This is a genomic window from Streptomyces sp. NPDC048278 (assembly GCF_040652195.1).
Classification (GTDB): Bacteria; Actinomycetota; Actinomycetes; order Streptomycetales; family Streptomycetaceae; genus Streptomyces.
Window position 1 is genome coordinate 136,342 of the sequence record NZ_JBEZLP010000010.1, and the last position, 25,544, is coordinate 161,885.

Annotated in this window: 19 protein-coding genes and 1 pseudogene; 9 read left to right on the forward strand and 11 right to left on the reverse strand. The window is 71.0% G+C overall.

The features are described from left to right. Together AB0D74_RS19465 and AB0D74_RS19470 are read right to left on the reverse strand one after the other, a co-directional pair. The coding region (locus tag AB0D74_RS19465) for a beta-L-arabinofuranosidase domain-containing protein (protein ID WP_362587905.1) at positions 1-2,351 on the reverse strand (2,351 nt) is incomplete at its 3' end. 266 nt (positions 2,352-2,617) lie between these two features. Beyond that, positions 2,618-5,224, reverse strand: coding sequence for a PA14 domain-containing protein (locus tag AB0D74_RS19470; protein ID WP_362587908.1), 2,607 nt, complete (start codon positions 5,222-5,224; stop codon positions 2,618-2,620). Positions 5,225-5,381: 157 nt separating this feature from the next. Here AB0D74_RS19470 and AB0D74_RS19475 point away from each other — a divergent pair, with 157 nt between their 5' ends. The 6 genes from AB0D74_RS19475 (at position 5,382) to AB0D74_RS19500 (ending at position 14,428) form a co-directional block, all read left to right on the forward strand. After that, the gene (locus AB0D74_RS19475; protein ID WP_362587911.1) at positions 5,382-6,395 is read left to right on the forward strand and encodes a LacI family DNA-binding transcriptional regulator; all 1,014 of its coding nucleotides are present in this window, start codon (positions 5,382-5,384) and stop codon (positions 6,393-6,395) included. Positions 6,396-6,538: 143 nt separating this feature from the next. Continuing rightward, complete coding sequence (locus tag AB0D74_RS19480; RefSeq protein ID WP_362587914.1) at positions 6,539-7,636, forward strand: ABC transporter substrate-binding protein; 1,098 nt, start codon at positions 6,539-6,541, stop codon at positions 7,634-7,636. A gap of 1 nt (position 7,637) precedes the next feature. Then, entirely contained in the window at positions 7,638-9,155 is a 1,518-nt protein-coding gene (locus AB0D74_RS19485) for a sugar ABC transporter ATP-binding protein (RefSeq protein ID WP_362587917.1), read from the forward strand. After that, positions 9,148-10,110 (forward strand): ABC transporter permease, encoded by a 963-nt coding sequence (locus AB0D74_RS19490; protein WP_362587920.1) that lies wholly within the window; start codon positions 9,148-9,150, stop codon positions 10,108-10,110. The genes AB0D74_RS19485 and AB0D74_RS19490 overlap by 8 nt, the downstream gene beginning before the upstream one ends. Continuing rightward, a complete protein-coding gene (locus AB0D74_RS19495; protein ID WP_362587923.1) occupies positions 10,107-11,138 on the forward strand; it encodes an ABC transporter permease in 1,032 nt (343 codons plus the stop codon). The genes AB0D74_RS19490 and AB0D74_RS19495 overlap by 4 nt, the downstream gene beginning before the upstream one ends. A 134-nt stretch (positions 11,139-11,272) precedes the next feature. Then, a complete protein-coding gene (locus AB0D74_RS19500) occupies positions 11,273-14,428 on the forward strand; it encodes a TIM-barrel domain-containing protein (RefSeq protein ID WP_362588378.1) in 3,156 nt (1,051 codons plus the stop codon). 33 nt (positions 14,429-14,461) lie between these two features. Here AB0D74_RS19500 and AB0D74_RS19505 read toward each other — a convergent pair whose 3' ends face one another. Next, positions 14,462-15,784 (reverse strand): epoxide hydrolase, encoded by a 1,323-nt coding sequence (locus AB0D74_RS19505; protein WP_362587926.1) that lies wholly within the window; start codon positions 15,782-15,784, stop codon positions 14,462-14,464. Between the two features lie 148 nt (positions 15,785-15,932). Further along, complete coding sequence (locus AB0D74_RS19510) at positions 15,933-16,505, reverse strand: TetR family transcriptional regulator C-terminal domain-containing protein (protein ID WP_362587929.1); 573 nt, start codon at positions 16,503-16,505, stop codon at positions 15,933-15,935. A 181-nt stretch (positions 16,506-16,686) separates the two neighbouring features. Here AB0D74_RS19510 and AB0D74_RS19515 point away from each other — a divergent pair, with 181 nt between their 5' ends. Continuing rightward, positions 16,687-17,706 carry an alcohol dehydrogenase catalytic domain-containing protein gene (locus AB0D74_RS19515; RefSeq protein ID WP_362587933.1) on the forward strand — a complete coding sequence of 340 codons (1,020 nt, stop codon included), beginning with the start codon at positions 16,687-16,689 and terminating at the stop codon, positions 17,704-17,706. Here the strand turns inward: AB0D74_RS19515 and AB0D74_RS19520 are convergent, their stop codons facing one another. From AB0D74_RS19520 to AB0D74_RS19540, 5 genes are all read right to left on the reverse strand, one after another. After that, complete coding sequence (locus AB0D74_RS19520) at positions 17,707-19,062, reverse strand: mycothione reductase (protein ID WP_362587936.1); 1,356 nt, start codon at positions 19,060-19,062, stop codon at positions 17,707-17,709. A gap of 137 nt (positions 19,063-19,199) precedes the next feature. Then, on the reverse strand, positions 19,200-20,099 hold the full coding sequence (locus AB0D74_RS19525) for an NAD-dependent protein deacetylase (protein ID WP_362587939.1): 900 nt from the start codon (positions 20,097-20,099) through the stop codon (positions 19,200-19,202). A gap of 184 nt (positions 20,100-20,283) precedes the next feature. Beyond that, entirely contained in the window at positions 20,284-22,236 is a 1,953-nt protein-coding gene (locus tag AB0D74_RS19530) for a hypothetical protein (protein WP_362587942.1), read from the reverse strand. 153 nt (positions 22,237-22,389) lie between these two features. Further along, positions 22,390-22,935 (reverse strand): hypothetical protein, encoded by a 546-nt coding sequence (locus AB0D74_RS19535; protein WP_362587945.1) that lies wholly within the window; start codon positions 22,933-22,935, stop codon positions 22,390-22,392. 139 nt (positions 22,936-23,074) lie between these two features. Then, positions 23,075-23,389, reverse strand: a complete 315-nt coding sequence (locus AB0D74_RS19540) for a hypothetical protein (RefSeq protein WP_362587948.1) — start codon at positions 23,387-23,389, stop codon at positions 23,075-23,077. A 291-nt stretch (positions 23,390-23,680) separates the two neighbouring features. Here AB0D74_RS19540 and AB0D74_RS19545 point away from each other — a divergent pair. Next, a pseudogene (locus AB0D74_RS19545) lies at positions 23,681-23,887 on the forward strand (mycodextranase); the annotation flags it as partial. Between the two features lie 87 nt (positions 23,888-23,974). Here AB0D74_RS19545 and AB0D74_RS19550 read toward each other — a convergent pair. Both AB0D74_RS19550 and AB0D74_RS19555 read right to left on the reverse strand, forming a co-directional pair. Continuing rightward, positions 23,975-24,361, reverse strand: a complete 387-nt coding sequence (locus tag AB0D74_RS19550; protein ID WP_362587951.1) for a VOC family protein — start codon at positions 24,359-24,361, stop codon at positions 23,975-23,977. 31 nt (positions 24,362-24,392) lie between these two features. Further along, positions 24,393-24,884: a cupin domain-containing protein gene (locus AB0D74_RS19555; protein WP_362587954.1), complete on the reverse strand. Its 492-nt coding sequence runs from the start codon at positions 24,882-24,884 to the stop codon at positions 24,393-24,395. Positions 24,885-25,001: 117 nt separating this feature from the next. Here AB0D74_RS19555 and AB0D74_RS19560 point away from each other — a divergent pair, with 117 nt between their 5' ends. Continuing rightward, positions 25,002-25,508: a MarR family transcriptional regulator gene (locus AB0D74_RS19560; protein WP_362587957.1), complete on the forward strand. Its 507-nt coding sequence runs from the start codon at positions 25,002-25,004 to the stop codon at positions 25,506-25,508. The last annotated feature ends 36 nt before the right edge of the window (positions 25,509-25,544 follow it).

A 25,544-nucleotide genomic window follows, 5' to 3' on the forward strand; every position in this document is an offset into this window, starting at 1 on the left:
CCGAGGACTTTGGCGGAGTTCTTGTTGCGGATGCGGTACCAGCCGTCGCCGTTGTCGATGAGTTGCCAGAGGTGGTCGGCGGTGCCGTTGTCGTCGAATTGGACGATGTGTGCGCTGTTGGCGGTGGACATGAGGTCGACGCCGAGGACTTTGGCGGAGTTCTTGTTGCGGATGCGGTACCAGCCGTCGCCGTTGTCGATGAGTTGCCAGAGGTGGTCGGCGGTGCCGTTGTCGTCGTACTGGACGATGTGTGCGCTGTCGGCGGTGGACATCAGGTCGACGCCCATGACCTTGCCGGAGTTCTGGTTGCGGATCAGCCGGTGGACGGCGACCGGCTGCCACGGGTGGCCGGTCGGTGAGGTGGTGGGGAACGCGGAGATCCGCAGCCGGGCGGCGCCCATCGGAATCAGCGTCACGGTCTCGACGGCGGCGGTGCTGCGTGCCGGAGAGTCCTGCACCGGGGAGACCACGTGCTGGTCGTCCGCCTGCCATTCGGTGATCTTCCGCGCGGGCGCGGTGATGTGAACGGGCGTCGTGTCGCGGCTGAAGGGATCGTCCGGCAGCGGGCCGTCGCCGCGGCTGAACGTCCAGGGACCGTCGTCCGGCGCGAGTCCGAAGTTCCACGCCGAGGTCGCGTGCACCTCGTACTCCGGGAACTGCGAAGTGCCGCCGTACCGCACGTAGTTCTCGCCGATGCTCAGCGCGTACGTGAGCGGTCCGCGGTCGACCGCGGTGACCGCGCGGTCACCGGTCCAGGTGCGCAGCACCGTCGACTGCGGGAAGCGCAGTGTGACGGTGTCGCCGTCGTGCCAGGTACGCCGGACCACGGTCCAGGACGGGCCGGCCGCCGCGGAGACCGCCGCGCCCGCGACGCTGACCTGCGGGGATCCGCACCAGCCGGGGATCCGCAGGTACAGCGGGAAGGCGAGCGGGTTCGGCGTGGAGACGCTCAGGGTGACGGTGTCGCCGAAGGGGTAGTCGGTGGTCTCGGTGACGGTCACCGCGGTGCCGTCGGCGACCTTCGCGGTGACCTTGCTGGGCGCGTACATCGCTGTCGCCAGCCCGTTGTCGGGGGTGGCGAGCCACAGTTCCTCGGTGAAGTAGGGCCAGCCCATGCCGTAGTTGTGCGGGCAGCAGCGGTACTGGTCGACGCCCGGCATGAACGCCTGCATGGCGAAGCCGTTCTGGAACTGGCCCTGCGTCTTGGCGGTGTTGTCGAGGTCGACGCTGTTGGCGCTGGTGATGTAGTGGACGCCCTTTCCGGACGGATCGAGCGCCGCCGGCAGCGAGTTGAAGGCCAGGTCCTCGCAGCGGTCGGCCCACACCGCGTCGCCGGTGATGCGGGTCAGCAGCTGGTGGCTGGCCATGAACTCGACGATGCCGCAGGTCTCGAAACCCTGCCGGGGGTCGCCGAAGCCGGGCCGCGCGTTCTCGTCGCCGGTGAACCCGCCGCCCGGGAACCGGCCGTACGAGGTCATCACCGACGTGTAGTTCCGGTACGCGGCCTGGGTGAGCGCGGCGGACGGCGAGCGCAGCGCGTACTGGGCGGGCTCGCGGAACCCCTGCGCGATGTTGACGTTGTGCAGCGAGGGCAGGTTGTCGACCCAATCGGCGCCGTTGGCATGGATCTTGTCGGCGAGGTCGAGCAGGAACGGGTCGCCCGTGCGGTTGTAGAGCCAGAAGACGCTGTCCAGGCCGTCGCCCCAGCGCATCGACACCCAGCTCTGGTCGAACGCCGAGGGTCCCTGCGCGTTCATGAAGCGGAGGAAGCCGGTGAGCAGGGGGGCGATCCGGGTGTCGCCGCTGTACTCCTGCCAGTTGCGTAATGCCCAGGTCAGCGGCAGGAAGGGCCAGAAGTCCGGGCCGCCGCCGAGCGAGGTACGCAGGGCGGTGGGACCGAACCAGCCGTCGGACTGCCGGGTGGCCATGATCGCGTCGATCCACTGACGGACCGCGGCCAGCGCCGTGGCGTCCTGGGTGAGGATCGCCAGGTCCACGTAACCGCGCAGCCAGTACGGGACCTCCTCCCAGCCGGTGCGCTCGGGGTGCGCCCAGCCGGAGTCGGACATCACCAGGAAATGCGATATCGCGGCGTACTGGCCGCACAGACCGGCGAGTTGCTGCCGCAGCCGGGCGTCGAGCCAGCCGCGTGCGGTGACCGCGCCGGGCGGCAGCCGGAGGAAGGCGGTGGGGGAGAGGGGTGCGGCGTTGGGCGAGTAGAGTCCGCCGGCGGCGGGGGGCACTCGCGACGCCGCCGCGGCGTTTGCGGTGCCGGCCAGGGCGAGGGGGAGACCGCTCGCTCCGGCCACGGTGAGCGCGCCGGCGACGAAGTGTCTGCGGTTCAGGGGCATGGGGGAGCCTCCTGGCACGATCCGGACGTGCGGGGACCAGGGGCCACGAGTTGATCGGCGAGGCACCTGAGGTATTTCAACGTTGGAAGGTACGGACCAATCGGCATGACAGCACGGTTCGGGGGCCGTGTCCAGAGGGTGCGCAGGAGCCGGGGCGGTCCGTGCGGTCCGCCGTCGCTCGTACGACGGCGGACCGCACCCTCCTCACCGCCGGCCTGGGAGACGCGGCGCGGCGCGGGGAGGCGTGCGCCGGCTCCGGGCGGGCGTCAGGGAGCGCACCCGGCCGGGGTGGCCCGTGAGGCGTCCGAGATCAGCGCCTGCTGGGCCGTCCTGAGCCGCTGGACGTCCGGCTTGACCACCCTGCGGTCGTACGTCATGAGGCCGTTGAGCTCACCCTCGACGTCCGAGATCTGGGTGTACACCGCGCCGTTGCCGCCCTGGCAGGCCAGCGCGTGGACCTCGGCGAGCTTGGCCAGGTAGTCGTCGGTGTAGGTCGCCGGGTCGACGTCGACGTACGACTGCTGCACCGACCAGGCGTGCCCCGGAACCGCGAGGCCGAGGCCGCCGTACTCGCCGCTGACCAGGGCACGCCGGCCGTCGGGATGCGGCGGCAGGGCCGGACTGGGATAGCCGTGCTCGTCCATGATGTCGCCGGTGCCGCCGTCCTCGCCGAGGTTGAGCCCGGACATGGAGTTGACCAGCCGGGTCGGGTCCCAGGACTTGGCCTGGTCGGCGATGCGGGCCATGTCGTACTGGCCCCAGCCTTCGTTGAAGGTGACCCACATGACGACCGAAGGACTGCTGTAGTGCTCGTCGATCATCTGCTTCATCTCGCGCTCGTACTCGGCGCGCGCCTGCGCGGACGGGTTCACCCCGGCCGTCATCGCGGGCATGTCCTGCCACACCATCAGTCCGAGCCGGTCGGCCCAGTAGAACCAGCGGTCGGGCTCGACCTTGATGTGCTTGCGCACCGCGTTGAAGCCCATGCTCCTGTGCATCCTCAGGTCGTAGGCGAGCGCCTCGTCCGTCGGGGCGGTGTACAGGCCGTCCGGCCAGAAGCCCTGGTCCAGGGTGGCCATCATGAAGACCGGCTTGCCGTTGAGCAGGGTGCGCGGAACGCCGTTCACCTTCTCCACCTTCACCGACCGCATACCGAAGTAGCTGCCGACGCGGTCGGCTCCGACGCTCACCTCGAGGTCGTAGAGGTACGGGTCGTCGGGTGACCACAGGCGCGGGTTCCGGATGTGCAGGGTCAGGGGCCCGCCGCTGCGGCCGGTGGCGGTGGCGACCTCGCGTTTGCCCGCGTAGGCGGTCGCCGTGACCGGCAGGCCGGCGCGGACGCCCTGCGGCTCGACGGTGAGCGTGCCGGCGTCGACGTCCGGGGTGAGCCTGAGCTGGTCGACGTGGTCGGCGGCCACCGGCTCCATCCACACCGTCTGCCAGATCCCGGACGTCGGCGTGTACCAGATGCCGCTCGGGTCCAGGCGCTGCTTGCCGACCGGCGGGTTCTCGCCGTCGGCCGCGTCGGTGGGGTCGTAGACGCCGACGATGAGTTCCTGGGTGCGGCCCGGCTTCAGCGCGTCGGTGATGTCGGCGCTGAACTTGTCGTAGCCGCCCTGGTGTTCGGCCACCTTGGTGCCGTTGACGTACACCTCGGCCCGCCAGTCGACCGCGCCGAAGTTCAGCTGGAGCCGCTTGCCGGAGCCGATCTTCCAGCCGGCCGGGACGGTGAAGGTACGCCGGTACCACATGCGGTCCTCGTGCCGTTCGAGCCCGGACAGCTGGGACTCGACGGGGTACGGGACGAGGATCTTCTCCCCGAGCTTCCTGCCCACCGGCGGCTGTTCGCCCGCCGTGGCGGCGGCGAACTGCCAGGTGCCGTTGAGGTTCTGCCAGTCGGCGCGGGTGAGCTGGGGCCTCGGGTACTCGGGGTGGGCGTTGTCCGGCCCGACCTGGTCGGCCCACTTGGTGCGCAACTCGTAGGTCGACTTGTTGGCACCGCTGCTCCAGAAGGATCCGACAACGTTGCCATCCGTGCCGGCCAGGCCGCCTTGCCCGTCGTAGCGCACGTCGGCGAGACCGGACGCGGTACCTGTCTTGTTGCCGACGACGGGCTCCTTGAGCGCGATCAGCAGCTTGCGGGGATCGGCGGAGTCCAGGCGAGCCGTCCCCAGCGGCCAGGTGGCGCCGCCGATCACCGCGTCGAGATGCTCGCCGAGTCCGGCCGGCGGCGCGCTGAGCGGTCGCGCGAACTCCAGGGCGAGGGTACGGCCGCTCGCCTGGACGGCGGTGGAGATCGCGCCGTCGTAGTCGAAGCCGTCGGGCAGGCGGAACGCGGACTGCGGTACGGCTGTCTTGGTGCCGCCGGGCGGGGTCCAGCGCAGGTGGAGGTTGGAGCCGCCGTAGTGCTCGAAGTACTCGACCTTGATGTCGTAGGCCTGGTTCGCGGTCAACTCGACCGGCTGGCCGGTCTGTTCGATGTCCCAGTCGTCCACCCAGTGGTCGATGACCAGGCGGCCGTCCACCCACAGGCGGAAGCCGTTGTCGCCGATGATCGAGAAGGTGGTGGGGCCGGTCTTCTCCGGGACGATCTTGCCGGTCCAGCGGACGCTGACGTCGTCCGACTGGCCGGTGGCGAAGTTCAGGCGCGGCTCCAGGGTGTCGAAGTCGAGGTTCGGGTCGAACCCGGTGGCCTTGAGCTCGTGGAAGTCGAAGGCGCCGGGGGCGGACTGGGTGTAGTAGTCGCCCTTGAGGCCGTGGACCTCGACGGCATCGTCGGCCGCGGTGGCCGCGGGCGGAGCGGTGAGGCCGGCCAGGCCGAGGGCCGCGGCGAGCAGCAGGGCGAGGCGATGCCCGAGGGGTCTGATGCGCACGAATCCTCCTTGGGTGAGGAAGGGTGGCGGCTCGTTGCTTCTGTCTGTACAACGTTGGAAGGAACGGCAGTTGGCATGAGAGCACGGCTCTCCGCCTGTGTCCAGGGACATGACAATCCCGGGGGCGCGGGGCACTCATCGACGCTGAGGAGATCCCTTGCGGGTCAGCCTGAGGGACGTGGCGGAACGCGCGGGCGTTTCGATCAAGACCGTGTCCAACGTGGTGAACAACTATCCGCACGTCACCCCGGCCATGCGCGCCCGGGTGCAGGCGGCGATCGACGAGCTCGGCTACCGGCCCAACCTGACGGCGCGGCATCTGCGCAAGGGCCGGACGGGGATCATCGCGCTGGCCGTTCCCGAGCTCGGCAACCCGTACTTCGCGGAGCTGGCCGGCGCGGTGATCGACGCGGCGGCGGAGCACGAGTTCACCGTCCTGCTCGACCACACGCGGGGTGAGCGCGAACAGGAGATCCTGGTGAGCCAGGGCTTCCGCGGCGGGGTGATCGACGGGCTGATCCTCAGCCCGCTGACCCTGGAGGCCGCGGACCTGCGGGGCCGGCCGGGCGACGTGCCGCTGGTGCTGCTCGGGGAGCGCGAGTACGGCCTGCCCTTCGACCACATCGCGATCGACAACGTGGCGGCGGCCCGGTGCGCGGTGCGCCACCTGCTGGGCCGCGGCCGGACCAGGATCGCCTACCTCGGCGTGCGCACCGACTCCGTGAACCGGCCCGCCCACCTGCGGCTGGACGGGTGGCGCGCCGAGCTGGCGGCGGCCGGGGTGCCCGCGCCGGACAGCCTGGTGGTGCCGGTCGGCGGCTGGGACCGGGACGACGGCGCGCATGCCATGGCCGAACTGCTGGACTCCGGCGTGCGCCCGGACGCCGTCTTCGCCTTCAACGACCTGATCGCGATCGGCGCGATGCGGGTCCTGCACGAGCGGGGTCTGCGGGTGCCCTGGGACGTGGCGGTGGTGGGCTTCGACGACATCGCGGAGGGGCGCTTCGGCGCCGTCACCCTGACGACGGTGTCCCCGGACAAACGGGCCATCGCGAAGATGGCCGTGGCCTCGCTGCTGCGCAGCCTGTCCGGCCGCGCGGAGCCCGGAGGCCGCGAACTGACCGCGGAATTCGAGCTGGTGGAGCGGGAGAGCACCCTGGGCCGGCGGTGACGAGATTTCGGACGGAAGGCTTTACACGCCCCTTCCAACGATGTAAAAACCTCCCCTGAACGACGAGCACGCCGAGTTGACGCAAGAGCAAGCCTCCCCGAGAGCGCTCTCAAGCTCCGGGGCCGTGCCGTTTGGGGACACTCATGAAGCCCACCGCACTTGCCCGTCGCACCTCCGCTCGCACACTTCTCGCCGCCGGCCTCGTGACGGGCCTCGCGCTCGCGACCGGCTGCACCAAGTCCGAGGACGACTCGGAGACGAAGCCCTCCGCCGCCCGGCAGGACGACGCCGGCCAGGTGGTCGCCTCTCCCGGCACCGCCTCGGGCCCGACCTGCACCGTCGACGCGTACGGCGGCAAGAGACTGGACCTGAAGACCGCCACCGTCGGCTTCTCCCAGTCCGAGAAGGAAGCCAACCCCTTCCGGATCGCGGAGACCGCCTCCATCAAGGCCGAAGCCAAGGCGCAGGGCGTCAGGCTGCTCACCGCCAACGCCCAGTCGCAGTTCTCCAAGCAGATCAGCGACGTCCAGGACCTCATCGCCAAGGGCGCGAACCTGCTGGTCATCGCACCGCTCAACTCCGACGGATGGGAACCGGTGCTGCGCACCGCGGCTGCCCGGCACATCCCGATCGTGACCATCGACCGCAAGATCAACGCGACGGCCTGCAAGGACTACGTGAGCTTCATCGGCTCGGACTTCACCCGGCAGGGCGAACGGGCCGCGGACCAGATGATCGCGGCGACCGGAGGCAAGGGCGAGATCGCCGTCCTCCTCGGCGCCGCCGGCAACAACGTGACCACCGAGCGCACCAAGGGCTTCGAGGACCGCATCAAGGAGAAGGCGCCCGGCCTGAGGATCGTGTTCCGCCAGACCGGCGAATTCGCCCGCGAGAAAGGCCAGTCGGTCACCGAGAACCTCATCCAGTCCAAGCCCGGCATCACCGGCATCTACGCCGAGAACGACGAGATGGGCCTCGGCGCCGTCAACGCCCTCAAGGGCGCCGGCACGAAACCCGGCGACGTCAAGATCGTCACCATCGACGGCACCCGCAACGCCGTACAGGGCATCGTGGACGGCTGGATCCACGCGGTGATCGAGTCCAACCCGCGCTTCGGGCCGCTCGCCTTCCAGACCCTCGACACCTTCACCAAGGGCGGGAAGGTCGGTCAGGACATCGTTATCAAGGACAGCGCCTACGACAGCAGCAACGCCCGGTCGGACCTCGGCAAGGCCTACTGACGTGCTCTCGGTCACCCGGCTGTCCAAGAGCTTCCCCGGCGTGCGCGCACTGTCCGACGTGGACTTCACCGCGCGCGCCGGACACGTGCACGCGCTCGTCGGCGAGAACGGCGCCGGCAAGTCGACCCTCATCAAGGTGCTCACCGGCGTGTACCGCCCCGACCACGGCGAGGTGACGTACGACGGCGCACCGGTCCGCTTCACCACCCCGCTCCAGGCCCAGGAGGCGGGCATCTCCACCATCTACCAGGAGGTCAACCTCGTCCCGCTGATGAGCGTGGCCCGCAACCTGTTCCTCGGCCGCGAACCGCTCGGCCGGCTGGGCCTGATCGACTTCCGGCGCATGCACCGCGAGGCCGACGAGGCACTGCGCGGACTCGGCATCCGGGTCGACGTCCACCGGCCGCTGCGCGAACTCGGCGTCGGCGCCCAGCAGATGGTCGCGCTCGCCCGCGCCGTCGCCGGGGACGCCCGCGTCGTCATCATGGACGAACCGACCTCCTCCCTCGAACCACGCGAGGTGCGGACCCTGTTCGAGGTGATCCGCATGCTGCGCGAGCGGGGTGCCGCCGTCGTCTACGTCAGCCACCGCATGGACGAGCTGTACGAACTCTGCGACACGATCACCGTCCTGCGCGACGGCCGCGTCGTGCACACCGGCCCACTCGCCGAACTCGACCGGCTGCGCCTGGTGGCCATGATGCTCGGCCGGGAGACCGGCGAGGTGCGCGAGCAAGGCCTGACCAAGTTCTCCGGCTCGCACGACACCGACGCCGAACCGGTACTGACCGCAACAGGTCTGACGGTCCGTCACCGACTTCGGAACGTGTCGCTTTCGGTCCGCCCCGGCGAGGTCGTGGGCCTCGGCGGACTGCTCGGCTCCGGCCGCAGCGAGACCGCGAGGGCCATCGCCGGGGCCCTGCCCACCGACGGCGGCCGGGTCGTCGTCGCCGGCGTCCCGGTCCGGCCGGGCTCGACCGCCGCGGCCGTCCGCGCGGGCATCAGCCTGCTGCCCGAGGACCGCAAGAGCGAGGGCATCCTTCCGGGTCTGTCCGTCCGCGAGAACATCGCGCTCGCCGCGCTGCCCGGCCTGTCCCGCTTCGGCCTCGTCGACGACGCCCGCGTCGACCGGATCGTGGACACGTTCGTGAAACGGCTCCGCATCAAGGCGGCGGGCCCGCACCAGAAGGTCGGCGAACTCTCCGGCGGCAACCAGCAGAAGGTGCTGCTGGCCCGCTGGCTCGCCCTGCACCCGAAGGTCCTGCTCCTGGACGAGCCGACCCGCGGCATCGACGTCGGCGCCAAGGCCGAGGTGCAGGCGCTCGTCGACGAACTCGCCGACGACGGCCTCGCCGTGCTGCTGATCTCCGCCGACACCGAGGAACTGATCGAGGGCAGCGACCGGGTGGTGGTCCTCAAGGACGGCGCCGTGGTCCGCGAGCTGACCGGTGACGCCGTCACCGAGGGCGAACTGATGCGCGCCATCGCCGCCGTACCCGCCGGAGGGAGCGATGACTGAACTCACCCTCGCCCGCGGCACACCGGACCGCGCCCGGCTGCTGCGCCTGCTCCAGGAGTACGGCGTGTACACCGGCGTCCTGGTGCTGCTGCTGTTCAACCTCGCCTTCACCCCCCACTTCGCCTCCGCGGAGAACTTCCGGACCCAGGCCGTTCAGGTGGCCCCGGTGCTGATCGTCGCGCTGGGCATGGCCCTGGCGATCGGCACCGAAGGCGTCGATCTGTCGGTGGGCTCGGTGATGGCCCTGGCCACCTCCCTGCTCTCGCTCTACCTCGGCTACGGGCCCTGGACCGCCACCCTGATCGCGGTGGTCGCGGGTGCCGCGGTCGGTGTCGCGAACGGCGCGCTGGTCGCGTTCGTCGGCGTCCAGCCGATCGTCGCCACCCTCGCCCTGATGGTCGGCGGACGCGGTCTGGCCCTGGTCCTGCTGCCCCAGCTCAAGGACGTACGCGATCCGGGCCTTGCGGCACTCGGCTCAGGTGGCGTCCTCGGCGTGCCCTACCTGGTCCTCGTCGCCGCGGCGCTCGCGGTGCTGGTCGCGTTCGTGATGCGCCGCACCACCTTCGGACGGCAGGTCCTGGCCGTCGGCGACAGCCGCCCGGCCGCCCGGCTCGCCGGACTCCCCGTACGCCGGGTGCTGGTCGTGGTCTACGTCTGCTCCGGCGCCCTCGCCGCGATCGCGGGCGTGCTGGCCACCGCCCGCCTCGCCGCCAGCGACCCGACCTCCCTCGGCACCCTGATGGAACTGTCCGCCATCACCGCCGTGGTCGTCGGCGGCACCCCGCTCAGCGGCGGCCGGGTGCGGATCGGCGGCACCGTCGCCGGTGCGGTGCTCATCCAGTTGCTCACCACCACCCTCATCAAGCACGATCTGCCGCCGTCGTGGACCCAGATCGCCCAGGCCGTGGTGATCGTCCTCGCCGTCTGCGCGGCCCGGGAACGAGGCAGGCGATGACCACGCGGACCGAAGAGGCCGGAACGCCGGCCGGCACCGCGAGCCGCGGGAGCGCCGGTGCCGGGCGCACCAACCGCGCCGAGCGGCTGAGCGGGCTCGCGCAGCAACACGGCGCCCTGGTCACCCTCGTGATCGCCATGGCCGCGGCGTCGCTGGGCTTCGACACCTTCCTGACCGGCGACAACCTGGAGAACATGGCGCTGTCCTCGGCGTTCCTCGCCGTGGTTGCCCTCGGCATGACGTTCGTGATCGTCACCGGCGGCATCGACCTGTCGGTGGGCTCGCTGTTCGCCCTCGGCGGTGTCCTCGCCGCCTGGGGCTCGCGGTACGGCACGGCGGTGGCGCTGCTGCTGCCGCTCGCCGTCTGCGGACTGATCGGCCTGGTCAACGGTGTGCTGATCGCCCGGGTCCGGCTCGCGCCGTTCATCGTCACCCTGGCGGCGATGCTGGGCGCCCGGGGCATCCTGCTGGCCGTCACCGACGAGGGCTCGACGACGTACCTGGTCGACAAGGACTCCTTCCTCGCCACCCTCGGACAGGGTTCCCCGGGCGGCGTCGGAGTGCCCGTGTGGATCACCGTGGCGCTGTTCGTGCTCGGGGCCGTCGTGCTGCGCCGGACCAGATTCGGGCAGTACGTCTACGCGGTCGGCGGGAACGAGGACGCGGGTGCCCTGATGGGCGTGCCCGTGGCCCGTACGAAGATCTCCGTGTACACGCTCTCGGGCCTGTGCGCCGGGCTCGCCGGCGCGCTCAACGCGGCCTGGCTGCTGTCCGGTGTGACGATCCTCGGCAACGGCATGGAGCTGGACGCCATATCGGCCGTGGTCATCGGCGGCACCCTGCTCAGCGGCGGTTCCGGCTTCGTCAGCGGCTCCCTCGTCGGGGTGCTGCTGCTCAAGGTCATCCAGAACGTGATCAATCAGATCGGCTCGCTCGACTCGGCCTACCAGCAGGTCGTGAGCGGGGCGTTCCTGGCATTGGTGGTGGTCGCCCAGACGTGGCTGGGCCGGAGACGGAGAGTGCTGTGAAACCTTCCCTGCCGAGAACCCGCCGTGGACTGGGCATCCTCGCCGTGGCCCACCTGGCCGTACTGGGACTCTGCCTGGGCACCCCCGGAGCCGGGGCCGCGGACACGGGCGGCCGGTCGCCCCACCCCTCCGCCGTGACCGTCCGGGACGCCCGCTTCGAAGTCCTGTCACCGACCCTGATCCGCACGGAATACGCGGGAGACGGCCACTTCGAGGACAGCCCCACCTTCAACGCCGTCGGCCGGGACTCCTTCACCCCGCCCCCCTACACCTCGTCCGTCAGCGGCGGCGTCCTGACCATCACCACCAGCGCCATGACCCTGCGCTACCGCGTCGGCTCCGGACCCTTCGACGCCGACAACCTGACGACCTCCTTCAAGGCGGGGCCGACGCCGGTGCTCGCGGCACCCTGGAGCCACGACGTGTGCACCGTCGGCGCGCTGTGCGAGGCGGAGGACCAGCAGTACGACGGTCCCGGCCTGGCCACGGATCACCACGACTTCACCGGCAAGGGCTTCCTCGCCGGGTTCGAGGTGGACGGCAACTCCCTCGCCGCGGACGTGCGGACACCGTCCGCCGGCACCTACGACCTCGCCGTGCGCTACGCCAACGCGGTGGGCAGCGACGGCCACCACGAGGCACGCACCCTGAGTCTCCGTGTGGACGGCGGCAGCGACAGGACGTTCACGCTTCCGGCGACCCCGGACTGGAACACCTGGGCCGTGGCCCGCCTGCCGCTGACGCTCGGCGCCGGCCCCCACACCGTCAGGCTCCATCGCGCCGCCGCCGACTCCGGAAGCGTCAACATCGACAGCCTCGCCCTCCTCGACTCCGGTGCCGCCTATCCCGGCCGGGCCGCGACCGTGGTCAACGGCTGCCGTTTCGGCACCGGTTGCGAGGCCGAGGACGCCCTCCTGTCGGGCTCCGCCGTCATCGCCACGGATCACCGGGGCCACGCCGGCTACGGCTTCACCGCCGAACTCAACCAGGGGTCCGGTGTCTCGGACCGGATCACCGGCGTGCCCGCCGACGGCACCTACCTGCTGAACCTGCGGTACGCCAACGGCACCGGCGGCGACGGCCTGCACCAGCCCCGCACGGTCGACGTCGGCACCGGCGACGGGACCTCCCCCACCACCCTCACGCTCCCGGCCACCGACGACTGGGACACCTGGCAGACGGCCTCCGTGCCCGTCGAGTTGAAGGCGGGCACCGACCAAGTCACCCTGAGCTGCCCGCAGTCCACCAGCTGCCACGTCAACCTCGACACGCTCGCCCTCAGCCGGCCGGGAGAGCCCGCCCCCGCACCCCACCTCGCCCTCGGCGGCTACCGCCGCAGCCTCGACGGACTCAACGGGGACGACGACCCCACCCCCTGGACCACGCCCGGACTCCTGCACCGCGACGGCTGGTACCTCCTCGACGACACCCCCTCCGCCGTCTACGACACCGGCACCAGGGAGGCTGCTGCACGCCCCGGCCACGGCGGCCGGCCCTACCAGGACGGCTACCTCTTCGCCTTCGGACACGACTACCGGCAGGGCCTCGCCGACCTCGCCACCCTGACCGGCCCGTCACAGCTGCTGCCCCGCTGGGCCTACGGCGTCTGGTACTCCGAATACATCGACCGCACCGCCGACGACTACGAGAACACCATCCTGCCCGCGTTCCGCGCCGCCGACGTCCCCCTGGACGTGCTGGTCACGGACACCGACTTCAAGTCGCCCAACACCTGGAGCGGCTGGAACTTCGACCCGGCCAAGTTCCCCGACCCCAAAGCCTTCTTCGACTGGTCCGCCGGCCAGGGCCTGCACAACACCCTGAACGTGCACCCGAGCATCCTCGGCACCGACCCGCAGTTCGCGCAGGCCCAGAGCACGGCCAAGGGCAAGCTGCAGAAGGGCGGTTGTGCCGGAAGCGCGGGCCCGGACTGCTACACCTTCGACTTCGGCGACCCCGACCAGCTCAAGGCCTACCTCGACCTGCACCGGCCGCTGGACCAGGCCGGCAACGACTTCTGGTGGCTCGACTGGTGCTGTGACGCCTCCCGCTCCTCCCGGTCCGGGGTCACCCCGGACGCCTGGATCAACCAGAAGTACGCCGACCTCACCTCCGCAGAGACCGGCGACCGCGGCTTCGTCCTGTCCCGCGCCTACGGCTCCCTCCAGGCCGGCGGCTACAGCGGCGGCGTGGGCCTGCCCACCGGTCCCTGGGCCGATAAGCGCAGCACCCTCCACTTCACCGGTGACACCACCTCGAACTGGGGCACCCTGCGCGCCGAGGTCGGCTACACGCCGGGGGAGTCGGCCGCCACCGGCCTCGCCGCCGTCAGCCACGACATCGGCGGCCACAACGACGGGTACGGCATCCCCGGAGCCGAGACCTACACCTCGAACGGCCAGACCCACCGCACCACCAGACTGCCCGACGACCTCTACGCACGATGGGTGCAGTTCGGCACCTTCCAGCCCGTCGACCGGCTGCACAGCAACCACAGCGACCGCCTGCCGTGGCAGTACGGCCCCGAAGCACAGAACTCCGCCGAGAAGTTCCTCCGGCTGCGCGAGGCGCTCGTGCCGTACACGTACACCCTGGCGCAGCAGGCCGAGACCACCGGCACCCCGATCGTCCGTGCGCTGTACTTCCAGTACCCGGAGGAGGAGCACGCCTACACCGAGGCGGACTCCGAGTACCTCTACGGCCCCGACATGCTGGTCGCCCCCGTCACCACCCCCGGCACCGACACGACCACCCCGGTGTGGTTCCCGCCGGGCCGGTGGACCGACTACTTCACCGGCCGCACCTACACCGCACCCGCCGGCGGAGCCACGTACGACATCACGACCACCCTGGACACCATGCCGGTCTTCGTCCGGGCGGGCGGCATCGTCACCACCCGGTCCGACAACGTGCCCGACGACAGCCTGAGCCCGCTCGACAAGGTCAGCGTCAGCGTGGCCCCCGGAGCGTCCGGCACGTTCTCCCTCTACGAGGACGACGGCACGACCGCCGACCCCGCACGTACGGCGACCACCCGGATCCGCTACGCCGAACACGCGGGCACCCACCTGCTGAAGATCGCACCCGCCAGGGGAACCTTCCCCGGACAGGCAGGCCGCCGCACCTGGACCGTGTCCTTCCTCGGCGTCGGCGCGGCACCGAGCCGGGTGAGCGCGGACGGCGCCCGGTTGGCGACCTCGGCCTGGCACTGGGACGCCGACACCCACGTACTGCGGATCACCGTGCCCCCACGGAGCATCCGCACTGCCACGGCCGTCTCGTACCGATAGAAAGGGGGGGAGACGACGGGGCCCGGTGGGCGCCTACTTGCCGGCCGACTGGCGCGAGCCGCGCAGGGGGGAGAACGCGGCCCGGAGTTCGTCCGTGAAGATACCCGGGACCTCCCAGGCGGCGAAGTGGCCCCCGCTGCGGGCACGGTGGTAGTAGAAGAGGTCGTGATAAGCCCGGGACGCCCAGCTGCGTGGGGCCTGGTAGATCTCGCCGGGGAACACCGTGACGGCGGCGGGGACGGACACGGACACGGCGTTGAAGTTGTTGGCGTTGTTCTCCCAGTACAGACGCGACGAGGAGACCGCGGTGTTCGTCACCCAGTAGAGAGTGATGTCGTCGAGCATCTCGTCCTTGGTGAGTACGCGCTCGGGGTGGCCGCCGCTGTAGGTCCATGCCGCGAATTTGTCGTACATCCAGGCGGCCAGTCCGACGGGCGAGTCCGTCAGTCCGTATCCCTCGGTCTGCGGACGGGTGACCATCATGGCCGAGTAGCCGGATCCCGTCTTGTAGAAGGAGGCCAGTTGGCCGTAGGCCGCCTTCTCGTCCGGGCTGAGGCCGGCGGGCACCGGGTCGCCGCAGGCCAGCCTCTTCGCGATGTCCGGCGGGACGGTGGCCGGGAAGTTGACGTGGATGCCGAGCAGTCCCGGGGGCTTCTGCACGGCCATCCTGTCGGAGATCACGGCACCCCAGTCCCCGCCCTGGGAGACGTAGTGCCGGTATCCCAGACGCTCCATCAGCACGGCCCAGGCGCGCGCGATGCGGTCGGGATTCCAGCCGGTGGTCGTCGGCCGTTCCGAGAAGCCGTATCCGGGCATCGACGGTATGACGAGGTGAAACGCGTCCTCGGCACGCCCGCCGTGGGCGGTCGGGTCACTGAGTGGGCCGATGACCTTCAGGAACTCCAGAATCGAACCCGGCCAGCCATGGGTCAGGACGACCGGGAGGGCGTCGTTGTGGCGGGAGCGGACGTGAATGAACTGTATGTCGAGTCCGTCGATCTCCGTCACGTACATCGGCAGGGAGTTGAGCGTCTTCTCGATCTTCCGCCAGTCGTACGCCGTTTCCCAGTAGTGGGCGAGCTCCTTCATCGTGGCCAGTTGGACACCCTGGGACTGGTCACGGACGGTTTCGCGGTCGGGCCATCGTGTCGCCTTGATGCGCCGACGGAGATCGTCCAGATCCTGCTCCGGGACGTTCACGTGAAAGGGGCGGATGCTCTGCCGCTCACTCGCTGATGCGGGCTTTTCGGAATTGTTCCAGGCGCGCAGACCGAAAGCACCTGTCGCGGCGGTCACCGCGGTCGCGGACGTGGAGATGAACTTCCTGCGGGAGTACGAACGAAGGAATTCGGGCATAGTGGATCTCCCTGGAGGATTTCCCCTGATTCACCGAGTCCGCTTTTCGGCGCGGCAGCCAATGTCACTGCCGGTAACGCTAGCTATCCGTGAGTGACTGCGCAACTCGGGTGAATGACCCTGCGGGCTGCGTTTCGGCGTGGGCGGCTCAGCGCAGCACGACGTCGAACACCATGCGGAAGAACGCGTCGATGGGGGCGGCGGACTTGTCGGCGCGGGCCGCGATCAGGGCGCCCTCCCAGGCGCTGAGGACGAAGAGCGCCGTGGCCTGCACGTCGAGCGAGGCGCTCACCTCGCCCGATTCCTGGGCTTCGGTGAGCACGCGCTCGATGTGCGCGGCCCACTGCCGGAAGCCGCGCCGGACGGCCGAGCGGATCTCCTCGGAGTGGTCGGCCACCTCGGCGCCGAAATTGCCGACCAGGCAGCCGCGGGCGAAGCCGCTGTCCACCGTGTCCGCGCCCATGAACTCGAAGTGCGCCCTGAGGCGTTCCAGCGGAGGGTGCCCGGCCGCGTCGAGCATGTCGAAGCGCAGGCCGGCGGCATAGCGGTCGAGCGCCTCCAGGGCGCTGTCCTCCTTGCTGGCGAAGTGGTTGTAGAAAGAACCCTTCGGGGCGCCGGCGGCCGAGGTGATGTCGCTGATGCCGGTGGCGTTGAAGCCCCGGGTGCGGAACTGCTCCAGTGCCGCCTGCGCTATCTCCTCGCGCTTCGACGCACGTGCCATTCGGATCACCTCTCCTTCAATATGTCCGGTCGTCTTGACTGCTGTCAAGCCTGGAAGGCGGGGTCCGCGCACCCTCGGTGGCCGGGCTTGACGCCGTCTAAGACGACCGGTCATATTGGTTTGGCGTCGTCCCATCGAGCCCCGCCGGCCCACGCCCGGCGGGCGGTACCGAGGAGCCACCATGTCCACCACCTACCGAGCCTTCGAAGCCACCGGGGTCCACAACCTGCGGCTGGTCGAGCGCGAGCTCGCCGACCCGGCGCCCGGACACGTCCGCCTCCGGGTGGAGACCTGCGGCGTCTGCCACACCGACGTCCTCGCCGTGGAGGGCCTGCGCGCCGACCCGGCGAGCCCGATCGTGCCCGGACACGAGATCGTCGGCGTCATCGACGCCGTGGGGCCGGGCGTCACCGCCTGGCACCCCGGCGACCGCGTCGGCGTCGGCTTCCTGAACGGGCACTGCGGGGAGTGCGAGCCGTGCCGCAGGGGCGACTTCGTCAACTGCCTCGACCAGGCGCAGACCGGCACGAACGTCGACGGCGGCTACGCCGAGGTGACCTACGCCCGCGCCAGCGGACTGGTCCGCATCCCCGACGGCATGTCCGCGGCCGAGGCCGCCCCGCTGCTGTGCGCCGGACTGACCACCTTCTCCGCCCTCCAGCAGGACTCCGTCAGGGCGGGCAGCCTGGTGGCCGTACAGGGCATCGGCGGGCTGGGACACCTCGCCCTCCAGTACGCGCGCAGCCTCGGCTACCGGGTCGCCGCCGTCGCCCGCGGCAAGGACAAGGAGCCGCTCGCCCGTGAGCTGGGCGCCCACGAGTACATCGACAGCTCGGAGACGGACCCCGGTGCGGCGCTGGCCGCCCTGGGCGGCGCCTCGCTCGTCGTCGCCACGGCGTCGAGCGGCGCGTCCATGAACCCGCTGCTGCGCGGCCTGGCCCCCGGCGGGAAGCTCGTCGTCGTGGGTGCGGCACCCGACCCGCTCTCGGTGGCCACCGCCGACCTGATCTTCGGCACCCGGAGCATCGTCGGCAGCCTGACCGGCTCGTCGATCGAGAACGAGGACAACCTCGGCTTCAGCCTGGCCCACGGCATCCACCCCTCCATCGAGACGATGCCCTTCGAGCGGGCCATGGACGCCTACGAGCGGATGCTCAGCGGCAAGGCACGGTTCCGCGTCGTCCTCGACGTCACCGCCTGACTACAGCTCCAGCAGCGCCTGCTCGACGGCCTCCGTCAGAGCCGGGTGGATGTACATGACGTCCTGCCCGATCCGGTCCACCGTCAGTCCCAGGGACATGGCCTGGATCAGGGGCTGGATGAGCGTGGCGGCCTGCGGCCCGATGATGTGCGCGCCCAGGAGCATGCGGTCCGCGGGGCTCGCGAGGAGTTTCACGAAACTGGTGGTGTCCTCCAGGGCCCAGCCGTAGGCGGTCTCGGCGTAGTCGCGGACGCTGACCAGGCAGTCGATGCCGCGCCGCCGTGCCTCCTGTTCGGTCAGGCCGACACCGGCGATCTGCGGGTGGGTGAACACCGCGTGCGGGGCCACCTTGTTCGGCAGCGTCCGTACGTCCTGCGGATGGAGGATGTTGTGCCGTACCACCCGTGACTCGGCGTTCGCCACGTGCTTGAGCTGGAAGTGGTTGACCACGTCGCCGAGGGCCCACACCCCCGGCACGGACGTGCGGTAGGCGTCGTCGGTGACGATGTGACCGTGTTCGTCCAGCTCCAGCCCGCCGTCGGCGGCCCGCAGCCGGTCGGTGTTGGGCCTGCGGCCGACGGCCACCAGCAGCATGTCGGCCTCTACGGCGTGCTCACCGTCCGGACCCGCCACCCGCGCCGCGACACCGTCCCCCTGCGGTCGGACGGAGGTGACCTCGGCACCGAGCAGCAGACGGTGCCGCTGTGCGGCGAGTTCGGTGAAGCGCCGCGACACCTGCTCGTCCTCCGCCATGAGCAGGCGTGGCCCGCGCTGCACGATCGTGACGTCGACGCCGAACGACGTGAACACGTGGCCGAACTCGGCGGCGATGAAGCCGCCGCCGAGCACCAGCATGGAGCCGGGCAGGCCGTCGATCCGCATGATCGTGTCCGAGGTGTGGAAGGGCACGGTGTCGAGCCCCGGGATGTCCGGCACCACCGGGCGTGACCCGACCGCGACGACGAACGTCTCGGCGGTGATCCGCTCCGCCCCGACCTCCAGCACCTTCGGGGCCACGAAGCGGGCCGTCTCGGTCAGCACGTCGACGCCCTGGCTTCGGCGGTATTCCACCGCGCTCCCGTGCAGCGGATCGATGCGGTCGAACACGCGGTCCCGGACGGACTTCCAGTCGACGTGCGAGACGCTCGCGTGGACACCGAGACGCCGCGCCTCCCGCGCTCCCTCGGCGGCGTCCGCGGCGACGACGAACATCTTGCTCGGGATGCACCCCCGGTTCAGGCACGTGCCGCCGAAACGGTCCGGCTCGACGATGGCGATCCGCAGACGGTCGAACTCCTCGGACAGCAGCATGTTGCCGCTGCCGGCCCCGAGGACGACGAGATCGTAGTGCCGCATGTCCTCCACCCTCCGTCGGCCGGACACCGGCCCTGCGGCGTGGCTGTGAGAAGACGGTCCCACGGGTCACAATTCTGTTCGCATGCGCCGCTTTCCACCACCGCCGGGCACCGCCAGGCACCGCCGGGCACGCCGCCTCAGTCCGCGGAGCCGCCGCCGACCGCGATGCCCAGCCGGTGGGCCACGGTGGTCAGGGCCGGCCCGAGGGGGAGCGCGACCCTGGTGAGGGCGAGCGGGTCGCCCCGCGTCGGGTCCTGGTTGACGATCAGCACCGGCTTTCCCTCCTGGTGCGCCTGGCGGACGAACCGGAGCCCGGACATCACCGTCAGCGACGATCCCAGGACCAGCAGCGAGGACGCCTCACGGACCAGCCGCCGGCAGTGCTCGACACGCTGCGGCGGAACCGTCTCGCCGAAGAACACCACGTCCGGTTTGAGGACGCCGCCGCAGCGGGCGCAGGGCACGATGCGGAAGTCCCCGACCTGTGCGTCGGTGAGGTCGGCGTCACCGTCCGGGTTGATCCCCGCGGCCACCGGGTCGAAGCCCGGGTTCTCGGCCTCCAGCCGCCGGGCGAGTTCGCCGCGCGGGCTGAAGACGCGGCAGGTGAGGCAGACGACCCGGTCGAGACTGCCGTGGAGTTCCACGACGCCCTCGCTGCCGGCGGCCTGGTGCAGGCCGTCGACGTTCTGGGTGATCACACCCGAGACACGGTCGTGCCGCGCGTAGGCGGCCACGGCCCGGTGCCCGGCGTTGGGGGTGGCGCGGGCGAAGGTGCGCCGGCCGAGGTGGCTGCGCGCCCAGTAGCGGCGCCGCGCGTGGGCGCTGCGGGTGAAGTCCTGGTAGGTCATCGGGGTGTGCCGGCTCAGGCTCCCGCCCTTGCCCCGGTAGTCCGGGATGCCCGACTCCGTGGAGATTCCCGCGCCGCTGAGCACCAGCACACCGCCGGCGCTCAACGCGTGGACGACCGGTTCCAGATCGGTGGTACCCGGCGGCAGATCCGCGGCAGGGGTCCAGCTCAGGGTGGGGCGCATGCGCATGCCGCCAGGGTACGGAGTCGGCGGTGTCCCACGGCCCGCTCGCGGGGATTCCCCGCGGTCAGGCGGATCCGTCCCCACCGCGGTGTGCCGCGAGCCGGGACTGCGGGGACCGTCGGCCTCGGCCGTGAGGTCCGCGTCCGTGGGCGAGGGCCCCGCCCCTGCCGGGCGGGGCCCTCGACGGTCGTCAGCCGGGCTGGTCCAGGCCGTCCAGGTCCTCCCCGGAGGCGAGCCGGGCCCGCACCGCGACGTGCGGGCGCTCGGGCGCGGGGAGGGCCAGGGTGCGGCCGTCCCGGGCGGCGGAGACGTCGCCGGTCACGAGCAGGGCCGTCACCGCTCGGCTCCCCGCGGCCAGCACGAACCAGTGGTTCCGCGGCGACCGCCAGCCGGTGACGGCCACGACGTGCCGGCCGAACCGGCTGCACGCGGCGGTGGACCGGGCGCGTGCCACCGTCCGCACCGGTTCGGCCGGGGCGTCCCGGCTCGTGCGCAGTCCCACCGTGACATCGCCGGGGCCGCGCCAGGAGTCGGCGCGGGCGCAGGTCCACACGGCTTGTCCGCCGCCGTCGGGCAGGTCCTGCTCGGCGAAGTCCCACGCGTTCACCGCCCGTACGCCCGCCCCGCGCAGCGACGTCAGCGCGCAGGCCTGGTGCGCCCAGGCCACCAGGGCTGCGCCGCCGGTCGCCTCCCGGGGCTGCCGGGGCGGATTCCCGTGCCCGGGCAGAGGCGTGTAGGTCAGGTGCACGGGGGAGAGGCCGCCGAGTGGGGCGAGCAGGAAGGCGTGGTGCTCGGCGATGCGCTCCGAGGACCGCAGCTGGAGCACCGGACGGCTCGCGCAGCCGCCGCCGGCCGGTACCGCGGGAACCGGGGCGGTGACCCCGTCCCTCGCCACCCCGAGCGGCCGGGCGAGGACGTCCGGGCGCAGCAGATCGCGGGTCTGCGCCTCGGCGACCCACGGCGCCAGCAGGTACCGCGCCGACCCCTGCGAGGCGGTCAGGGTGACGGCCGCCGCGGTCGTCACGTCCGCCTCGTCGACCGCGGCCACGCTCAGCTCGCCCCGGCCCGGAGCGGACTCGGTGTAGCGGGCGAGGCGTTCACCGTCGTACAGCACCACCACGGCAGTGCCGCCGACATCGCCCGCGTACAGCAGCCGGGGCGCGGTGTTCGGGGCGTCGGCGCTCGTGCCGGGGGCGAGGGCCGGCCGGATTCCGGCACCGGCCGGGCGGGTCCACGCGGACAGGGCCCGGCCGAGCAGCGCCTCGTCGTGCAGCCGGGAGCCGCGGGCCGGCCAGGCCGTGAAGTCGACGCGCGAGGTGTTGTCCCACACCGTGTCCCCGGTGCGCAGCAGGTCGGCCGGGCCGTAGCCGGCCCGCGCGGCGGACGTGGGCGTGCCGCCGGAGGGGGCGGGGCCGGCGGACAGGGTCGTGGCCAGCACCGTTCCCGTCACCGAGCAGATGGCCGCGGCGGCCAGGCCCAGCCGTACCCGGCGCCTGCGCCGCAGCAGGTCGGTGGGGCTCGCCTGGAGCGCACAGGCGTTGAACTCCGGCGATGCCAGCAGCCCGGCGGCCGACGGCCCGGCACTCTCGCCGAGCGTGTCCGCCGTGCGCACGGCGGCGTCGGGGTGCCGCACCCCGGCCGCCGCCAGGATCTCGCGCACGGTGTCGTCGGCCAGCCCGTGCATCGTGCGCAGGAGGAACGCCGCGCGGTCGGCCGCGGCCACCCCCGACAGCCGCAGGGCGAGGGCGAGTTCGTCGGCGCCGCCGGACCTGGGGAACAGCCGCAGCCCCATCACCAGCGGCAGCCGGGGCAGCAGCGGTATCAGGTACCGGCGCGGACCACCGTCGTACGAGAGCGCGCCGCGCACGACCGCCACGAGCAGCGCCTGCGCGACGGGCGCGCCGCCCGGCCGCTCCCTGCGCGGGGGTGGGACCGCCGCGCCGGCACCCGGCCGCGCCGCCGTCAGCGCCCGCTGCACCAGGGAGTGGGCGACGACCACCCGGCGATGGCGGCCGAGAGCGGCGGGCAGGACGAGGTGGGCCAGGCGGACCAGATCCCCGTACTGCTCGACGAGGACGGACTCGACCTCCTGGACCGGCGGCCTGGCACCGCGGGCGGGACGACTGAGCGGGCGAAGGTGCATGGAGCGGAACGCTTTCGGACGGGATGAGATGACGCGGTGGTACGCCGCTCCGTCAAACGAGTGAACCCGGTACGGGTCACCGTCCCGTCCGGGGCCGGGCCGACAGCCGCTGCCACCGATCTGTACGACGCGGGACTTTCGCAGAGCGCGCCGTCAGCAATGCGCGCTGGTGAGCCAGAAGCAGGTGCCCGTTCCCAGCCCGAACGCGAGGTGTGCGCCCAGGTCTTCGGCCAGGGTCTTCGGGCTGTACTTCCAGATCGGCTGATAGAGCCCGGCCTGCGGCAGGACCAGATACGCACTGGCCCACACAGCCGCGCCGAACGGAACGCCGAGCCACGGGTTCGGGCGCCGGACCGATCCGGCGACGATCCCGTACAGCGCACCCCAGGCGGAGCCGTACGACCAGTGCGTCGCGGTGCTCATGAGCCACGCCCACCGGTCAGGGATCTCGCGCTGGGTGAACCCCTCCAGCAGCCGCTTCGTCACCTTGCCCGGATCCGGGGCCTCTTCCCAGCCTTCGACCGGTGCGAACTCCCAGTCCCTGGGGCTTTCGGTGCCTCCTGAGCGGCGGTACAGGAGATAGCGCGTGGCATCCATGCAGACGGTCCCCGCGACGCCGGCGGCGATGCCCTCGATGACGGCGGCCAGCGGCGTGAGAGCCCGGCGCCGTGGACGTCCAGTTCCCATGATGCCCATCACCTCAACCACCTCGGGCAGCTGCCGCCGTCCAGGGCCGTGTTGTCGTGTGTCGGCTTCCAGGAAGTACAGAATCCCACCGGCCTCCGTCGCCCGCACCCCAGCGTGCGAAGGGGCTGTGATCCGCAGGACTTCCCCGACGTCAGATGTCGTCCATGCTCGGCGGGCCCGCGACGCACGTCCCGGTTCTGTCCACCACGTAGATGACGTCCCGGGTACCGAATTCGCCGGCTGCCTTGCCGGGCTCGGTGTCGATGACCGGGCAGACCGACTCCACTCCCCGGACGACCACCTTGTACGTCACAGGCCACGCGCGTTCCTCGGTCCACCCGAAGTAGGTGCCGCCGTCCCCGTCCGGCCTCCGGTCAGGGTCGCCCTCGACCACGACACCGCGCTCTCCGCATGACGGACAGCCGAGCACGTGAGCACCCCAGGCCGACTCGTTGACCAACAGCACCGGAAGTCCTTCGTCACCTGAACTCCCGCACCCCGTAAGGAAGACGGCGGTGACGCCCAGTGCCGCCAGGAGCGCGGTACCCGGCCGCCCCACGCCGCGCCGGGACCGCGTGCTGTGACCGACCACTCTGAAAGGCCGCATGCTCGTTGTTCTCCCCCCGTGATCACGCATCGGGGTTGGATCATCGCAGGTCACCGACCGACGAGCAACGGTTCGGGGCTGCCTGAGCTGCTGCAAGTAGTCGACATTGTCTTGCAGGATTGAAACCTATTGATCGAAAGAACCGTTTGCGGCAAGGACGCCGCGGACGGCGGCAGCCACGACGTCCAGCTCTCGGGCTTCGCCGTCGAGGGCGACGTACGCGAACGCATCGACACCGACCAGGTCGACGCCATCGGCGGGGCGTTCGGCGACTCGACGATCGACGGCCTCAACTTCCGTACCGGCGTGAGCGATTCCAGCGTCTCGGACACCTTCGTGCGCAACACCGGTGACGACGTCGGCGCGTTGACGCGCGTCCGGGTGGGTCAACTCCGCGGAGCCCGTGCACCATGCCGTGCGCCCCGGCGGCGGTCCGGCTTCGCGTCAGTCGGTGACGTCCTGCGGGTACCAGCGCAGTTCGACGGTGTTGCCGTCGGGGTCCCTGACGTAGACGGACTGGGCCTCGCCTCGGGCGCCCCACCGGGGAACGGGGCCCTCGACGACGTCGAACGTGCCGGAGTCGATGGTGTCCTGCCAGTCGAGCGGGTCCACGACGAGACAGATGTGGTCGACGTTGGACTCGCCGCGCGGGCGGGAGAACAGGTCGATGACCGTGCCTTCGTCTATGCGGACGGACGGGAACGGCACCTTGCCGGCCCGCCACTCCGCGACCCGCTCGGGCGCGAGGCCGAGGAGCCCGGTGTAGAAGTCCAGTGCCTGGTCGACGTCGGTCACGTTGAGGACGAGGTGGTCGAAGGCTTTGACGCGCATGAGGGGTTCTCCAGGGTTGCGTCGGGGAGTGTCAGTCGAGCATGTCGGTGAAGTAGTTGTCGTGCCGCACCCGGAAGGCCTCCAACTCCTCGCGGCTGCGCTCCGCGTACTCCGCGGCCCTCTCGAAGTACTCCTCCCGGGGGGCTCCCGGCGAGAAGATCATCAGCAGCGACACGGGGTCGTCGCTGTCGTTCTGGAAGGCGTGCAGGCCGCCGGCGGGGACGTGCAGGAAGTCGCCCTCACCGCCGGTGATCCATTGGTCGCCGTTGTAGAAGCGGACCTCGCCGGACAGGACGTAGAAGGATTCGGAGATGGTGCGGTGGAAGTGCTCCTTGGCCCCGATGGTCTTGGGGCCCATGTCGACCTTGTACAGGCCGAACTCGCCGCCGGTGGTCTCCTGGTCGGCGACGTAGCTGATGCTGGTGGAGCCGACGAAGCCGGTGTCCGGCTGCGCAGGGGCGGGGCGGAACAACGCGGTGACCTGGCCTTTTTCGCCGAGGTAGCGGGGCTCGGGGTAGGACATGGTGACGGTCTCCCTTCCTCTCAAGGTTGATTATCTTAACGTTAAGAGGAAACCCGTTTGCTGGGTCAATGTCAAACCTCTTAGTGTTCAGATGGTTCACGTTGAAAGGAGCGGGGCATGGCCGATGCGGTGGACCGGATCACCGAACAGTGGCGCGATCAGCGGCCCGACCTGGCGGAAGCTCTGGGCGTCATGGAGCTGTTCGGGCGCGTCCAGCGGATGCAGCGGGTCGTGGACCGGCACTACAAGAAGCTGGCCGACGAGTACGGCGTGAACATGGGCGAGTGCGACATCCTGTTCACCCTGCGCCGCTCAGGGCCGCCCTACACGCTCACCGCCGGAGCCTTCCTCCGTGCGTCCATGGTGACCTCCGGCGCCATCACCAACCGCATCGACCGCATGGAGGCCAAGGGCCTGGTCGAGCGACTGCGTGACGGCGAAGACCGGCGGACGGTGAAGATCCGGCTCACACCGCGTGGCAAGGACCTGGCCGACGAGACGATCGTGGCACACCTGCGGGACTACGAGGAGATCCTCTCGGTCCTCACCCCCACGGAGCGCGGGCAGATGACCGAGAGCCTCCGCAAGGTCCTGGAGGCCCGGGGCGACACCGCACTCGACTGACCAGGACAAGGGAGAAACGGGCAGCGGGGCAGGTTG

Bases quoted from the DNA above. Each gene is read 5' to 3' on its own strand.
- AB0D74_RS19555 (WP_362587954.1), bottom strand. From the start codon at position 24,884: ATGTCCTACCCCGAGCCCCGCTACCTCGGCGAAAAAGGCCAGGTCACC.
- AB0D74_RS19550 (WP_362587951.1), bottom strand. From the start codon at position 24,361: ATGCGCGTCAAAGCCTTCGACCACCTCGTCCTCAACGTGACCGACGTC.
- AB0D74_RS19495 (WP_362587923.1), top strand. From the start codon at position 10,107: ATGACCACGCGGACCGAAGAGGCCGGAACGCCGGCCGGCACCGCGAGC.
- AB0D74_RS19525 (WP_362587939.1), bottom strand. From the start codon at position 20,099: ATGCGCATGCGCCCCACCCTGAGCTGGACCCCTGCCGCGGATCTGCCG.
- AB0D74_RS19510 (WP_362587929.1), bottom strand. From the start codon at position 16,505: ATGGCACGTGCGTCGAAGCGCGAGGAGATAGCGCAGGCGGCACTGGAG.
- AB0D74_RS19505 (WP_362587926.1), bottom strand. From the start codon at position 15,784: ATGCCCGAATTCCTTCGTTCGTACTCCCGCAGGAAGTTCATCTCCACG.
- AB0D74_RS19480 (WP_362587914.1), top strand. From the start codon at position 6,539: ATGAAGCCCACCGCACTTGCCCGTCGCACCTCCGCTCGCACACTTCTC.
- AB0D74_RS19530 (WP_362587942.1), bottom strand. From the start codon at position 22,236: ATGCACCTTCGCCCGCTCAGTCGTCCCGCCCGCGGTGCCAGGCCGCCG.
- AB0D74_RS19560 (WP_362587957.1), top strand. From the start codon at position 25,002: ATGGCCGATGCGGTGGACCGGATCACCGAACAGTGGCGCGATCAGCGG.
- AB0D74_RS19490 (WP_362587920.1), top strand. From the start codon at position 9,148: ATGACTGAACTCACCCTCGCCCGCGGCACACCGGACCGCGCCCGGCTG.
- AB0D74_RS19520 (WP_362587936.1), bottom strand. From the start codon at position 19,062: ATGCGGCACTACGATCTCGTCGTCCTCGGGGCCGGCAGCGGCAACATG.
- AB0D74_RS19515 (WP_362587933.1), top strand. From the start codon at position 16,687: ATGTCCACCACCTACCGAGCCTTCGAAGCCACCGGGGTCCACAACCTG.